The organism is Nocardia mexicana NBRC 108244 (assembly GCF_001613165.1).
GTDB lineage: Bacteria > Actinomycetota > Actinomycetes > Mycobacteriales > Mycobacteriaceae > Nocardia > Nocardia mexicana.
Map to the genome: position 1 here is coordinate 19,339 of NZ_BDBV01000049.1, position 14,074 is coordinate 33,412.

Below are 14,074 nucleotides of genomic sequence, written 5' to 3' on the forward strand. Positions count from 1 at the left end.
CCGTCATGGGCCGCGATATATCGCACCGCCACGCGGTGACCCAGCGACAGGGCCCGGCCTTGACTTCCGGCATTCCGGACCGGAGAGTACGCAGGTGCTCGACGACACCGATGTCTCCCGGACCACCCTGCGCAAGGTCGGCCTGCGCCTGGTGCCGTTCCTCGGACTGCTGTATTTCGTGAACTATCTGGACCGGGTGAACATCGGCTTCGCCGGGCCGAGCGGCATGAAGACCGAACTCGGGATGTCGGAGACGGTATTCGGTTTCGCCTCCGGCATCTTCTTCCTCGGCTATCTGGTGCTGGAGGTGCCGAGCAACCTGGCGCTGCACCGCTTCGGCGCGCGGCGATGGATCGCCCGGATCATGCTCAGCTGGGGTGTGATCGCCACGGCGATGGCCTTCGTGCCCAATCCGACGGTGCTGGTCATCCTGCGATTCGTGCTCGGGGTCGCGGAGGCGGGCTTCTTTCCGGGGATCCTGCTGTATCTGACCTACTGGTTCCCGCAGCGGTACCGGGCGCGGGTGGTGGCGCTGTTCATGACCGCGGTCCCGATCTCGACCGCGCTGGGCTCCACCCTGTCGAGCCTGATCATCCAGTACGGCGACGGGGTGTTCGGGCTGTCCGGTTGGCGGTTCATGTTCCTGGTGGAGGGGCTGCCCGCGCTGTTGCTGGCGGTGATGACCTGGTTCTATCTGACCGACCGTCCCGAGCGCGCCGGGTGGCTGGAGCCCGCCGAACGCGAGTGGCTGGCCACCGAACTGGCGCGCGAACAGGAGGAACTGGCGCAGGCCGAGCACTGGACGGTCCGCAAGGCGCTGACGCATCCGCGCATTCTCGGGCTCGCCGCCATCTACGGCGGCATCGCCTACGGGCTGTACGCGCTCGGCTTCTTCCTGCCGACGATCGTCGCGGGATTCCAGGAGCAGTACGGGGCGCACTATTCGGTGGTGCAGCGCGGGCTGATCACCGCGGTGCCGTACGTGATCGGCGCGGTGGCGATGGTGTGGTGGGGACGCCACGGCGACCGGACGGGGGAGCGGCGCTGGCATGTGGCGCTGCCCGCGATCCTCGGCGGCCTGGCGATTCCCGTCGCGCTGTATCTGGGCAACCCGTTCGCGGCGATGACCGCGGTGACGGTGTGCGCGGTCGGTGTGATGGCCGCGCTGCCCACGTTCTGGGCGCTGCCCAGCACGTTCCTGTCCGGTGCGGCAGCGGCCGGCGGTATCGCGCTGATCAACTCCCTCGGCAATATCAGCGGGTTCGCCGCGCCCTACGTCACCGGGTGGTTGAAGGACCTGACCGGCACACAGCGCGCGGGACTGTGGGTGGTCGGCGTGTACATGGTGCTGGCGGGACTGGCTGCGCTCGCCCTGCGTACCCGTCGGCTCGCCACCGAGCGGGTGTGACTCCCGGTCGCTTCGGTAGCGCTCGGAACGGCGGCGGCGCACGCTCGCACTCGGATCGATCTCCGGGCATGGATCGCAGAACACGCGTCGCGACGATGTCCGAGAATGGGAGACGGCTCCGACGTCTCTGCTGAGCGGTGCCACCCGGGCGCCGCGCGAAAGGAGCGGTCGTGAAGTACATGATCCTGAGCTACGGCTCGCAGCAGGACTACGACGGCATGGCGGGCAGCGGTGAATCCGCTTGGACGCCGAAGGATTTCGCGAAGATGGCGGAGTTCATGACGGCGTTCAACCAGGAGCTGGAGGCCTCCGGCGAGCTGGTGGAGACCCGCGGACTGGCCGCGCCGGTGCACACGCGGCGTGTGGGCAACCGCGGCGGCACGGCATTCGTCACCGACGGGCCGTACGCCGAAACGCAGGAGGTGCTCGCCGGATACTGGGTGGTCGAGTGCGAGAGCTTCGACCGGGCCACGGAGATCGCGGCGCGGCTGCAGGGGTGCCCGGCGCCCGCCGACGTCTACGCGAATGCCTACGCCGACATCCGGCCGATCATGGAGTCCGCGGACGAGATGTGAAGTCCCGCAGCGAAACCGACGACCTGCTGCGCTGCCTGGCGCCGCAGGTCCTCGGCGCGCTGGTGCGGCGGTACGGGCATTTCGACCTCGCCGAGGATGCGGTGCAGGAGGCGCTGCTGGCCGCCGCGACCCGGTGGCCGGAGGAGGGGCTGCCGGACACGCCGCGGAGCTGGCTGATCACCGTCGCCTCGCGGCGCCTGACCGATCTGCTGCGCAGCGAGCAGGCGCGGCGGGACCGGGAGGCGGCGGTGGCGCAGCGGCGGCTGCCCGGCGACTGGCTGTCGCCGCCGGCGGACCGGCCGTCGGCCGACGCCGACGACACGCTGATTCTGCTGTTCCTGTGCTGTCATCCGGCGCTGTCGCCGCCGTCTCGGATCGCGCTGACGCTGCGCGCGGTCGGCGGGCTGACCGCCGCCGAGATCGCCCGCGCGTTCCTGGTTTCCGAGGCGACCATGACCCGGCGCATCACCCGCGCCAAGCAGACCGTCGCCGACAGCGGGACGGTGTTCGCGATGCCGTCGACCGCCGACCGCGCCGAGCGACTGGCCGCCGTGCTGCACGTGCTGTACCTCATCTTCACCGAGGGCTACGCGGCCACCTCCGGTCCGGACCTGCAGCGTGCCGAATTGTCCTCCGAGGCAATTCGATTGGCACGCCTGCTGCATCGGCTGCTGCCCGGCGACAGCGAGGCGGCGGGCTGCTGGCACTGATGCTGCTGACCGATGCGCGCCGCGCCGCACGCACGGGCCCGTCGGGAGAGCTCGTCCCGATGGCGGAACAGGACCGAAGCCTGTGGCGCGCAGGCGATATCGCCGAGGGCATCGACATCATCACCGCGGCACTCCCGCGGGGCGAGGTCGGCCCCTACCAGCTGCAGGCGGCGATCGCGGCCCTGCACGACGAGGCGCCCGACTACGCCTCGACCGACTGGCCGCAGATCACCCTGCTGTACGAACGCCTGCTCGCCCTCGCCGACAACCCGGTGGTGTCGTTGAATCATGCGGTGGCGGTGGCGATGTCCCGCGGGCCGGAGGAGGGGCTGCGGCTGGTCGACCTGGTCGCGGACCGGCTGCGCGACGACCACCGCGTAGCCGCCGTGCGGGCCCATCTGCTGGAGATGCTCGGCGACGACACCGCGGCGCGGGAGTCCTATCGGACCGCCGCGAAGCAGGCGAAAAGCCTCCCGCAGCAGCGATACCTGAACGCCCGCGCAGCCCGGCTCGACTGATCTCCTCGAAGTCCGTTTGCGAGACCGGTGCGCCGGTGCGCCGGTTCACGGATACGTCGAAGCCGGGCAGCGGTATCGGACATCGCGAATTCCCCCTGGGCCGGGGCCCGTGCGCACGATCTCGCGACAATCGTTGGGCCGGTGCGGGGGATTGCGATTACGATGTGTGCGCTCGGAGACGGGGGGGCCGCTGTCGCGGATTCCGGATCGTCGTGGGATCCGGGTTTGTGACATCGGAATTCGGGGAGGCGAGACAATTTGATACGACACGTACGGCCGCGGCTTGCGTTGGCCGCGCTGCTGGTCCTGGGCGCGGCCCTGGCCGGATGCGGTGACGAGCCGAAAGGCACCGCGGCGCAACAGGTCGCGGCGGATGCGGGCGATCCGTGGGCGGTGGCCGGTGCGACCCAGAGCGGCGGGCCGAGCGGTCCGCGCCCGGGCGCCCCGGACGCACCGCTGCGGGCGGAGAACGGCGACGGCGGCGAGATGGATCGGCTGGCCCTCAATACGCTGTCGGACCTGCAGGAATACTGGGCTGCCGAGTATCCCAAATTCTTCAAGGGCGCTTTCGAGCCGGTGGACCGGTTCATCTCCTGGGATGCGCGCGCACCCAAGGAGCAGGCGGTCACGTTCTGCAAGTCGTCGACCTACAAGATGGTCAACGCCGCCTACTGCAAGCTCGACAAGACCATCGGCTGGGACCGGGGCAAGCTGCTGCCGCTGATCGCGGACAAGTACGGGAAGATGGCTGTGGTGATGGTGCTCGCCCACGAGTACGGTCACGCGCTGCAGGACCGGGCCCGGCTGAACGGCTTCTTCACCCCTGGCATCGTGCTGGAGCAGCAGGCCGACTGCTTCGCCGGCGTGTTCCTTCGGCAAGTGGCCGAGGGCAATTCGGCGCATTTCACCCTCAACACCACCGACGGCATGAACGGCGTGCTGGGCGCGGCCGTCGCGGTCCGCGACCACGATCCGGACAACCCGCGCAACGTGCACGGCTCGGCGTTCGAGCGGGTGACGGCCGTGCAGATCGGCTGGCAGGACGGCACCGAGGGCTGCAAGAACATCAACCGCAAGGAGATCAAGCAGCGGCGCGGCGAACTGCCCACCACCTTCGAGGAGGGCGACAAGGAGAACCAACTGCCTGTCGACAACGAGTCACTGGACCTGGTCGCCCAGGCGCTGGGCCGGATCTACCCGGTGCAACAGGCGCCGCAGTTCGACTACTCGGGCGTCGTGCGGAACTGCCCGGAAGGCACTGCGGCGGAACCGGTGTCGTACTGCCCGGCGAACAACAAGATCGGCGCGAATGTGCCGGGACTGGCCGATCGGGCCGGGGACCTGCCGGGCGCCGACGAGCCGCTGTCGGCGATGGTGGAGGGCAACTACAACGCCTTCCTCGTGTTCATCTCCCGGTACGCGCTGGCGGTGCAGCAGGACAGGAATCTGCCGCTGTCCGGAGCGGAGAGCGCGGGCCTGCGCACCGCGTGCCTGTCGGGGGTGATCACCACCAAGCTCAGCGATCCGGCCAGCGATCCGCGGTTGACCGCGGGCGATCTGGACGCGGCGGTGTCCGGGCTGCTCGCCGACGGCGCGGCGGCCGGTGATGTCGACGGCAAGGTCGTGGCCAGCGGCTATCAGCGGTTGGACGCGTTCCGATCCGGAGTGCTCGACGGTGAGGGCGCCTGCCTGGCGAATTACAAGTAGGCGGCGATCCATGCGGGCGCCATCTCGGATTAACCCGGGGCAACCAGGATGGGACAGGTGATCGCAACCGGGCCGGGGACGGCCGGCGGTGCGCTGGCGCTGCTGGCCGCCCTGCTGTTCGCGGTGTCGGCGGCCCTGCAGCAGGGCAGTGCCCGCCGCGCCGCGCTGGCGGCGGGCGGCGATGCGGGGGTGCTCGCGGTGGCCGGGATCGCCCGGACGCTGCTGACCAGTCGCCGCTGGCTGATCGGGCAGGGGTTCAGTGTCGTCGGATTCCTGTGTCATGCGGTGGCGCTGCACGTCGGGGCGATCTCGATGGTGCAGGCGCTGCTGGTGACCCAATTGCTGTTCGCGCTGCCGTTCGCGGCCGGGCGGCGGCGGTCGCGGCTGTTGCGGCGGGACTGGGTGGGGACCGCCGCCGTGTGCGGCGGGCTGGTTCTGCTTGTGGCGCCGGGTGTTCCGCACGGTGAGATCCGCGTGGATCGGATTCCGGTCGCGGCCTGCACCGCGGTGGTGGCGGTGGCGGCGCTGCTGGCCGTCGGCCGTCTCGTCCGGGCGCCGCAGCTGCGTTCGGCGTGCACCGCGATGGCGGCGGGCTGGTGCTTCGCGACGACCGCGGTTCTGGTCACGGTGGCGACATCGGCACTGCCGCAGTTGAGTTGGGCGTGGCTCGGGGTGCCGTTGTCCACGGTGGTCGGCGGGATCCTCACGCAGGAGGCGTTCGCCCGCGGCTCGCTGCCTACCGCGCTGACCACCATGACGATCACCGACCCGGTACTCAGCTACACGGCGGGCCTGACCCTGTTCGCCGCCACCACGCACCCGCCCGCTGTCCCGATCGTCGCCGCGGCGGCCCTGGTGATCGGAGGCGTTGCGCTGCTTGCCAATTCACCCACCTTGCACGACGAACGCCCGAAGCCGGAACCCGTACCGGCCGAGTGCACCTCCCACCGGTAGGCCCGGCCGACTTCGGATGCGGGATGGGCGGGTGAGATCGCGGCGATGCTACGCCGTGCGCAGGCCGGGCTCGAAATCTGCGTAGAGGCCGAGCATTCCGGTGACCGTGCGTGACCAGGGGAAGCGTTCGGCGCTGACGCGGGCGGCGTGGCGGCGGTGTTCGGCGGGGGCGGACAGCAGCGTCCGGGTGGCAGCGGCGATACCTTCCGGGGTTCCGTCGCAAGCGATGCCCGAGCCGGGCGGCCCGAGCAGTTCGCGGGCCGCCCCGTCGCGCGGGACGATCACCGAGGTGCCACAGGCGAGGGATTCGAGGACGGCGAGGCCGAAAGTCTCTGCGGGAGAGGGGCACAGCGCGATGTCGGCGGCGGCGATCATGGCCGCCACGACCTCGCGGTCGGAGATGTGCCCGGCGAATCGCACGGGGAGGCCGCGGGCCAGCAGTTGCAGGTCGTCGCCGAGGGGGCCGTCGCCCGCGACGGTGAGTTCGGCGTCGATCCCGTTGTGCCGCAGCAGGCGCAGGGCCTCGATCGCGCGCTCGGGATGCTTCTCCCGGGACAATCGGCTCACCAGGATCAGGCGCGGTGCCCCGGAATTCCCTGTGGGACCTTCACTCTCGTTCGGACGGAAGACCTCCAGATCGACGCCGAGCGGGATGCGATGCACATTGCGGGCACCGATGCGGGTGAATTCCGCGCGGGCGAATTCCGAGGTGACGACGATGTGTTCGACGCGGTTGGCCAGCCTCCGGTTGGCCAGGTCGGCGGCGGTGGTGAGCGGGAAGCCCGGCGGTACGCGGGTGCGCAGAATGGCGTCGATGCGCTCATGGGAGAACAGCACCAGCGGCACACCGGCGCGCCGGGCCCACGGCGCCAGCCAGCGCATGCTGAGCTTGTCGCTGCATTCCAGGACGTCCGGCCGCAGCCGTTCGAGCAGCGGACGGGTGCGCCGGGCGGTGAGCACGTGATATCCGGCGGTACCGAAACGCGGCCCCCGCACCGTGATTCGGCGCCCGGCCGGCGTGAGCTCGTCGGCATCCGCCAGCCCCGGCACCACCAGCACGCGGTCGTGCCCACCGGCCAGATAGCCGCGGCCGATCTCGTCGACGCAGGTGCGCAGTCCACCCGAGGCCGGTGTATAGAAGTTGGCCAGCTGCACTATGCGCATCAGCCGACAATCTCGGCGTAGGTGGTGGCGTGGGCACCGCCGGACAGCGCGAGGTCGATGGCGCGGAGGGCGGCATCTCGCAGGCCCGGTCGTCGCAGCTCGTCGGGATGCAGTGCGATGCGGACGAATCCGCCCCGCGCGGCCGTGCGCCGAGCCTGTACCTGCAGCAGCCGCGCGGCGATGCGCTCGCCCACGCCCCCGGGCCGCTGCGACAGCGCGAATCCGCGCACCCTCCGGCCGGTGCGCAGATCCCGCACGCCGAAATGGTCCGTGGTGTGCGAGAACCCGGTCCGGATCAGCGCACGTTCGGCGGCGGGTGAGATCAGCCAGCCGGGCGGGGTGAAGCCGGTGGTGGCCAGCCCCTGCTCGTCCATCACCGCGACGGCCTGCCGCAGCCGTGCTTCGGCGCCCGCGGAATCGAGGGTGGCGAATTCGGCCGCGCCCCGCGCGACCAGCCGGGCCACCGCGCGGCGTTTCAGCGCGCCCTCGCGGGTCGCGCGATGGTCCCAGCCGTGCACCATGACCTCGTCGCCGTGGTCGCGGCGCCGGCGCAGGAACGCCGCGAACTCGGGCGCCTCGGACAGGCCGGCGCCGCGCCACGGCCCGGGAATCACCAGCAATGAGACGGGGATACCGAACGCATCGGCGTCGGCACACCAGCGTTCGGTCTCGGCGGCGGTCGCCGGAGCCACGTCATGGACACTTACCACCAGGCGTGCAGGCACGCGCGCACGGTAACAGTCCACGGTTGCCGCTGGTTGAACAGTTTTCGTCGCATTGCGGGCCGGTTCGCGAGCGGTCGGCGGCGAACCGGGACGGACCGTTACGCCGCGGTGTTGCTGCCGCTGAGCGAGCGATCCGCGGTCTCGAGCACCTTCCCGAAGACGTAGGAGATGATCGGCCGGGCCAGCGCCCGGGTGATGAGGCCGCCGACGAACGGCATCGGCACCTCCGCGGTGGTGGTCCAGACGACCCGCGTCCCGCCGGGCACCTCGGTGAAGACGAGCCCGCCGCCGTCGTGCCGGGCGGACGGGATGCTGCGCTCGACGAAATAGTCGAAGCCGTGCGGCGGGTCGTACGCGGTGATGCGTTCGCGGAACCAGCCGATGACCCAGGTGAGGTCACGTACCGCATCGCGTCCGTAGGGTGCGTCGGCGCCGGGCCGAACCAGCCGCCGACGCAGGACGACCGAGGAGCGGGTGTAATTGTCTGCGTTGGACAACCATTCGAAGACGTCCTCGATCGGTGCCGCGATGGTGCGTTCTACGGTAATGGTTTCCATGTGCGACCTTCCCCGGGGTTGCAGTACTACACGCCATAGTAGACACCGGGTGGCGGCCGCGTAAACCGTTCGGCGCCGGCGCTTGCCGCCCGGAGGCGCTACGGGACGATGTGCTTGTCGAGCCAGTCGACCAGGTCGGTGAGGACCTTCTCCCGTTCGGGTTCATTGAAGATCTCGTGGTAGAGGCCCGGATAACGGTCGACGGTAAGGTCTTTCGCGCCCGCTCGCTGCTCGATCAGGTCCGCGCTCGAGGGTGCCGCGATGGTGTCGGCGCCGCCGTGCAGCACGAGCGTCGGGACGGTGAGCCGGGGCAGTCGCCGCACGACGGTTTCGGTGGCGCGCAGGATCTCGGCACCGGTGCGGGCGGGGAGCTTGCCGCTGAATACCAGCGGATCGGCGTCGTAGGCGCGCACCACCTCGGGATCGCGACTGATGGCCGATGAATCCAATTGCAGCACACCCAGTTTCGGTGCCCACCGGCTCAATACCGGTGCAAGCAGTCGTTGTACCGGGTTACCCGCCTCGATCACCAGCGGCGGGGCCGATACGGCGATTCCGGCCACGTCCAGCGGCGCCCGGGTCGCGAGGTAGAGGGTGACCAGACTGCCCATACTGTGCCCCACGACGAACCGGGGAAGGCCCGGATGCCGCTCGGTAGCGATCTCGAGCATGCGGGCGACATTGTCGGCCGCCCCATCCATGGAGTCGATATTCGCCTGCCCTCCGGCCGACTGCCCATGCCCGATGTGATCGAGCGCGTACACACCGAACCCGCTGCGCGCCAGCCGTTCCCCCACATGCTCGTACCGCCCCGAGTGCTCGGCCACCCCGTGCACGAGCACCACAACCCCGCGCACCTCCCCCTCGGGCACCCACGCACGCCAGAAAATCCCCCCACCCCGCCCATCGAACCGCCCACTCTCACTCCGACCCATAACACCTCTCCGTCCACTACCCACCCCACCGAGCCATTCTCCACCCCCACGCCACGTTCCGCCCCACCTCCGTGCGTTCTCGCACCCCGTGCGCGTGTTCGCACCCCGGGCAGGCGCTGTAGAGGGTGCGGGGATAGGTGCGGGGTGCGGGAAGGGCGGGTCAGGGGGTGGTCAGGTGGGTGAGGAGGTGGGTGTTGAAGGTGATCAGGCGGGCGTAGTTGGGGCGGGAGAGGCGTTCGTCGGTGCCGTGGATGCGTTCGAGGTCGGCCTTGTCGAGGATGATGGGGGCGAAGTTGCAGCGGGTGGCGGCGAGGTCGTCGTAGTAGCGGGAGTCGGTGGCGCCGGGGACGAGTCCGGTGCTGATCACCGCCTCGGGCACGACGGTGCGGGCGATATCGGCGAGGACGTCGAAGTCCGGGCCCGGCCCGGTGATGTCGGAGGGCTCCGACGACAGGCCGACGGGCTCGATCGCGACCCCGTCGTCGCGCACCACGCGCCGGCAGTGCTCGAGCACTGCGGCCACCGAATCACCGGGCAGGATACGGAAATTCACCAGCGCCTCGGCCGACTGCGGCAGGACGTTCGCCTTCACGCCGCCGCGGATGACCGTGGGCGCGGTGGTGGTGCGCACCAGCGCCTCGGTCTGCGGGTGCGCCGCCATCACGCGCGCCACCGCGGCACCCGCCCTGGGCAGCAAACCCACTGCGGCGCGGCGGAATCCGGACATGGCGGGACGGGTCCGGGTGAGCATGTCCTCGATCGCGGGCGTCATGCGCAGCGGCATCGGATTGTCCTGCAGCCGCGCCACCGCCCGCGCGATCCGCCCGACCGCGGTCTGCCGCCCCGGCATCGAGGAATGCCCGCCGACGTCGGTCACCGCCAGACGCACTGTGGCCAAGCCCTTCTCGCCGAGCATCAGGAACGCGACGGGCCGCCGCACCCCAGGCGCGATGCCGGTGGTGACCACGCCGCCCTCGTCCACCAGCAGGTCCGCCCGGACGTCGAGCGATCGCAGATGTTCGGACATCCGGGCGGCGCCCGTGGTCCCGAACACCTCCTCGTCGTGCCCGAATGCGAGAAATACCGTGCGGCGCGGCCGTTTTCCCGCCGCCAGCGCCGCCTCGACGGCCTCCAGGATCGCCATCACGCGGCTCTTGTCATCGATCGCCCCACGGCCCCAGACGAACTCGTCGTCGACCACCCCGGCGAACGGCGGATGCGTCCAGCGCGCTTCGTCGTCGACCGGCACAACATCCATGTGCGCCAACAGGATCGCCGCCGTGCCCGTCTCGGTGCCCGCCCAGCGGTAGAGCCGGCTGTGCCCGAAGCGCCGCAGCTCCAGCTCGGCGTGCACGAGCGGGTAGCAATGCTCGAGGTGCGCCGCCAGTTGCTCGAATGCGGCGTCGGCCGTGGTCGGGCCGGTGTCGGCGGAGACGGTGGCGCAGCGCAGCGCCTGTGCCAGCCGCTCGGCGGTGTCGTCGTCCACGCCGGTTGCCAGATGCGTACTGCTGGTCATCGATCACCGCCGCGGTCGGGGAAGGGGTCGGTCACCGTAGCATTCTTCAACACGCCGAGGCAGGTAACGGGGAACTACGCCGTACACGGAGCGAGCGAGTCGAGCGGCCGGACGGGTGCCCGCCGCCCCGGTCAGCTCAGAGCGGCCGCAGGTCGATCATCTTGCGCAGCCGGGCCCGGTCGCGCTCGAGGCGGCGGGCCTCGTAGGCGATGGGGAAGTAGCGGATCCGCTCGGGCAGCAGCGGGAGGGTGCGGCCGATCACCCAGCCCAGCGCCCGCAGCTTGCGCTCGTCGGCGGCCGTCCAGGTCAGGCCGAGCTTGCGGCGGGCGACCTCGGGCGTGGTGCCGACGGTGAAGAAGTACTGCATCCGACTGACCGGGGCGGCCGCCACGTTCCAGGCCGGTGCCAGGGCCCGCGGCACGAACGTCGGTCGCGCGATCTTACGGCTCACCCGCAGATAGTCCTCGGCGACAGTGGTTGCCGCCAAATGGTTTTCGACGGTGTCGGTGAAGAACTTCTCCCACTCGGCGTAGGTGGGCGGAATTTCCTTGGGCGGCACCGAGAAGTTGCGCATCAGCTGCACCACCTCGCGGTAGTACTGCTCCTTGTCCGCGTCGGTCAGGGGCTTGCGGGTGAAGTGGCGATTGCCCTCGGTATAGGCGTAGATGGCGGTGTGCAGCACCCAGGCCCACGGGCCCGAGGACAGCGCCTTGTGCTGAACTCCCTGGGCGTCGACGGTATTCAGGGTCGCATGCATGGTGCGCAGCCGATCCGCCTCGGCCAGCGCCTCCTCGCCGCCGTAGATCCACATCATCACCGAGGCGACGCTGCGCAGCGCCCGGCCCATCGGGTCGGTGCGGAAGGTCGAGTGCTCGTCCACCACCGCGGCGATCGTCGGCTCCATGGTCTGCAGCAGGAACGCCGAGCCCGCGGTGAGGGAGAACGTGATCAGTCCGGTCTCCTCCCACATGATGTTGCCCGGGCCGAAGGGCTGCCGGGGCGGGAGTTCCCGGGTGGTCCTATCGATACGTGCGACCGACGCGGTCATGGTGATCTCCTTTGACCACTAGATAAGCTGAGAGACTTACTGGCGAATCATCTCATTGTATCGGGGAGTCGGCAACCGTCCAGGTGATTGAACGGAAATTTGACGGGCATACGGGCGGTATGGGTGGAAGAATGGGTCTTCCCCACGATCGGAGAGGGGGAGTGTGATGAACCTCCGGGTCCACTTCCACCACGTCGAGCATCGTGCGCTCCTCCCGGCGCTGCGCGATTACGCCCGCCGGTCGCTGCGTTTCGGTCGCACACCGCCCGAGCACGTCCATCGGGCCGCGACGGATCGCCGCCCGGCCGTCTACAGCGCATCCCTGGGCTGTCACCCGCACCTCTGAGGACTGCGGCATCGCTTACGCCGCAGCCGAATTGGTCAGGTCGCTAGGCGTGATCGGCCGAGACTTCCAGCGTCCCGGCGGATGTCGGAGACAGCGCGCGCCGGGCCAGCGTCAGCCATCTCGATTGCATTGCCTGCGTGGCATTGTCGGCCGGGGCGGTGGCCAGCAGTAGTACCACGTCATCGACCGTGACGTCCGGGTACAGGGCGCGCTCCCGGTGCGCCGCGGCGACCAGCCCCCGCACCGCCGCGGCCGCGCCGTCTCGCAGCCGCCGCAAGGAATCGTCGGCGAGCCCGGTGACGGCGTGGCGCAGTAGCCGCTCCTCGCGCAGCTCCACGGTGACCTGCCGGAGCAGGCCGATGATCTCGTCCAGCGCGGCGGACTCGCCCGCGCGGACGCGGGCCGCCGAGGCATCCAGCGAGGCGGTGATCCGCGCCTCCAGTTCGGTGACGATCGCCTCGATCAGGTCCTTCTTGGTCGGGAAATGCCGGTACAGCGTGCCGACGGCCACGTCCGCGGCGGCGGCGATCTCGTCCATCCCGACCTCCGGCCCGTGGGCGATGACCAGGTCGCGGGCGGCGCGCAGGATCGCCTCCCGATTGCGCTGCGCATCGGCTCGGCGAGGGGTCGGTGTAGCCATGGCTTGACAGTACATGAACCAGTCGTTCATCTTAAATATGAACGATTGGTTCATGTTAGGAGTGAGCGATGAGCAAGTGGACAGCGGCCGATGTGCCGGAGCAGCGCGGCCGGGTGGCCGTCGTCACGGGGGCCAATACGGGCATCGGCTACGAGACCGCCCGGGCGCTCGCCGCGCGCGGCGCCGCCGTGCTGCTGGCCTGCCGGGACGCCGACCGGGCGAAGGCGGCGGCCGAGCGGATCGCCGATTCGGCGCCGGGCGCCGAGGTCGGCACGGTGCGGCTGGATCTCGGCTCCCTGGCCTCGGTGCGGGCCGCCGCGGACGAGATTCGCGGTCGGTACGAACGGATCGACCTGCTGATCAACAACGCGGGGGTCACCGGCTTGCGGGGCCGCACCGCCGACGGTGTCGAAATCCAGTTCGGGGTGAACCATCTCGGCCATTTCGCCCTCACCGGCCTGCTGCTGGACCTGCTGGCGCCGGGTGCGCGGGTGGTGGCCGTCAGTAGCATCGGTCACCGTTTCGGCCGTTTCGACGATGCGGGAAATCCGTGTGGCACAAGCGCATACGCGGACTCGAAGCTGGCGAACCTGCTGTTCACCCACGAGCTGGACCGGCGGTTGCGGGCGGCGGACCGGCCGGTGTCGGCGCTGGCGGCCCATCCCGGCGGGGCCAGCACCGAGGTGTTCCGGTACTCGCCGCCGTGGTTCCGGATCCCGAATCTGGCCGTTGCCAAGCTGTTCGGCCGCACGCCCGCGATGGGCGCGCTGCCGACGCTGCGGGCGGCCACCGATCCTGCCGCCCGGGGGAGCGAATATTACGGCCCGGACGGGTTGTTCGAGATCCAGGGTCATCCGACGGTGGTGAAATCCAGTGCGCGATCGCAGGACTCGCGGCTGCGGGCGCTGCTGTGGTCGGCCTCGGAGGCGGCGACGGGCGTGCGCTATCTCGGATGACGCCGGGCCCGGCCCGGCCGCCGCCGGCGTGATAGCTCCGGGGCTGCTGGAATTAGTCGGTACAATGCGCGGTCGCTCATCACTCGGGAGTGGCGGCGGATTGCCGAATAATCGTCGATATCAATTGTGCATTGCACGTGCCGCAACGTCCCGGTTGATCCTCGGTACCGCCCTGACCTGGTCGTGAGAAACGCGGTGTGCGATGGCCGCGCCCGATCGCTATGATTTCGCAGGTTGCCGTGTCGCTTTGTTGTGTTGTGTGTTGTGCGGCAACATCGATCGGTCGGATAAGGTGCTCAGCGAATGATATGTGAC

13 protein-coding genes and 1 pseudogene are annotated in these 14,074 nt (G+C 70.0%); 7 read left to right on the forward strand and 7 right to left on the reverse strand.

The window, feature by feature from the left end:
* The first annotated feature begins 94 nt into the window (after positions 1-94).
* The 5 genes and pseudogenes from NM1_RS19875 to NM1_RS19895 all read left to right on the forward strand — a co-directional run bounded on the left by NM1_RS19875 (position 95) and on the right by NM1_RS19895 (position 5,872).
* Complete coding sequence (locus NM1_RS19875) at positions 95-1,408, forward strand: MFS transporter (RefSeq protein WP_068021710.1); 1,314 nt, start codon at positions 95-97, stop codon at positions 1,406-1,408.
* Between the two features lie 179 nt (positions 1,409-1,587).
* Positions 1,588-1,983 (forward strand): YciI family protein, encoded by a 396-nt coding sequence (locus NM1_RS19880; RefSeq protein ID WP_246011402.1) that lies wholly within the window; start codon positions 1,588-1,590, stop codon positions 1,981-1,983.
* Positions 1,984-2,045: 62 nt separating this feature from the next.
* A pseudogene (locus tag NM1_RS19885) lies at positions 2,046-3,211 on the forward strand (RNA polymerase sigma factor).
* A 258-nt stretch (positions 3,212-3,469) separates the two neighbouring features.
* Complete coding sequence (locus NM1_RS19890; RefSeq protein WP_246011384.1) at positions 3,470-4,918, forward strand: neutral zinc metallopeptidase; 1,449 nt, start codon at positions 3,470-3,472, stop codon at positions 4,916-4,918.
* A 57-nt stretch (positions 4,919-4,975) separates the two neighbouring features.
* Complete coding sequence (locus NM1_RS19895; protein WP_246011383.1) at positions 4,976-5,872, forward strand: DMT family transporter; 897 nt, start codon at positions 4,976-4,978, stop codon at positions 5,870-5,872.
* 48 nt (positions 5,873-5,920) lie between these two features.
* Here the strand turns inward: NM1_RS19895 and NM1_RS19900 are convergent, their stop codons facing one another.
* From NM1_RS19900 to NM1_RS19925, 6 genes are all read right to left on the reverse strand, one after another.
* A complete protein-coding gene (locus NM1_RS19900) occupies positions 5,921-7,036 on the reverse strand; it encodes a glycosyltransferase (RefSeq protein WP_068021714.1) in 1,116 nt (371 codons plus the stop codon).
* On the reverse strand, positions 7,036-7,782 hold the full coding sequence (locus NM1_RS19905; RefSeq protein WP_307719324.1) for a DUF2334 domain-containing protein: 747 nt from the start codon (positions 7,780-7,782) through the stop codon (positions 7,036-7,038). The genes NM1_RS19900 and NM1_RS19905 overlap by 1 nt, the downstream gene beginning before the upstream one ends.
* A gap of 77 nt (positions 7,783-7,859) precedes the next feature.
* Positions 7,860-8,318 carry an SRPBCC family protein gene (locus tag NM1_RS19910; RefSeq protein WP_068021715.1) on the reverse strand — a complete coding sequence of 153 codons (459 nt, stop codon included), beginning with the start codon at positions 8,316-8,318 and terminating at the stop codon, positions 7,860-7,862.
* 98 nt (positions 8,319-8,416) lie between these two features.
* Positions 8,417-9,190, reverse strand: a complete 774-nt coding sequence (locus NM1_RS19915; RefSeq protein ID WP_246011381.1) for an alpha/beta hydrolase — start codon at positions 9,188-9,190, stop codon at positions 8,417-8,419.
* Positions 9,191-9,413: 223 nt separating this feature from the next.
* Positions 9,414-10,769 (reverse strand): M20/M25/M40 family metallo-hydrolase, encoded by a 1,356-nt coding sequence (locus NM1_RS19920; protein WP_068021717.1) that lies wholly within the window; start codon positions 10,767-10,769, stop codon positions 9,414-9,416.
* A 136-nt stretch (positions 10,770-10,905) separates the two neighbouring features.
* Positions 10,906-11,817, reverse strand: a complete 912-nt coding sequence (locus NM1_RS19925) for an oxygenase MpaB family protein (protein ID WP_068021718.1) — start codon at positions 11,815-11,817, stop codon at positions 10,906-10,908.
* A 166-nt stretch (positions 11,818-11,983) separates the two neighbouring features.
* Here NM1_RS19925 and NM1_RS19930 point away from each other — a divergent pair, with 166 nt between their 5' ends.
* Positions 11,984-12,163: a hypothetical protein gene (locus tag NM1_RS19930; RefSeq protein WP_068021719.1), complete on the forward strand. Its 180-nt coding sequence runs from the start codon at positions 11,984-11,986 to the stop codon at positions 12,161-12,163.
* A 43-nt stretch (positions 12,164-12,206) separates the two neighbouring features.
* Here NM1_RS19930 and NM1_RS19935 read toward each other — a convergent pair whose 3' ends face one another.
* Positions 12,207-12,803: a TetR/AcrR family transcriptional regulator gene (locus tag NM1_RS19935; protein ID WP_068021758.1), complete on the reverse strand. Its 597-nt coding sequence runs from the start codon at positions 12,801-12,803 to the stop codon at positions 12,207-12,209.
* 68 nt (positions 12,804-12,871) lie between these two features.
* Here NM1_RS19935 and NM1_RS19940 point away from each other — a divergent pair, with 68 nt between their 5' ends.
* Entirely contained in the window at positions 12,872-13,759 is an 888-nt protein-coding gene (locus NM1_RS19940; protein ID WP_068021725.1) for an oxidoreductase, read from the forward strand.
* Positions 13,760-14,074: the final 315 nt, after the last annotated feature.

Excerpts from the sequence above, each read along its gene's own strand:
- NM1_RS19880 (WP_246011402.1), top strand. The coding sequence starts at position 1,588 with ATGATCCTGAGCTACGGCTCGCAGCAGGACTACGACGGCATGGCGGGC.
- NM1_RS19900 (WP_068021714.1), bottom strand. The coding sequence starts at position 7,036 with ATGCGCATAGTGCAGCTGGCCAACTTCTATACACCGGCCTCGGGTGGA.
- NM1_RS19910 (WP_068021715.1), bottom strand. The coding sequence starts at position 8,318 with ATGGAAACCATTACCGTAGAACGCACCATCGCGGCACCGATCGAGGAC.
- NM1_RS19920 (WP_068021717.1), bottom strand. The coding sequence starts at position 10,769 with ATGACCAGCAGTACGCATCTGGCAACCGGCGTGGACGACGACACCGCC.
- NM1_RS19925 (WP_068021718.1), bottom strand. The coding sequence starts at position 11,817 with ATGACCGCGTCGGTCGCACGTATCGATAGGACCACCCGGGAACTCCCG.
- NM1_RS19930 (WP_068021719.1), top strand. The coding sequence starts at position 11,984 with ATGAACCTCCGGGTCCACTTCCACCACGTCGAGCATCGTGCGCTCCTC.
- NM1_RS19935 (WP_068021758.1), bottom strand. The coding sequence starts at position 12,803 with ATGGCTACACCGACCCCTCGCCGAGCCGATGCGCAGCGCAATCGGGAG.
- NM1_RS19940 (WP_068021725.1), top strand. The coding sequence starts at position 12,872 with ATGAGCAAGTGGACAGCGGCCGATGTGCCGGAGCAGCGCGGCCGGGTG.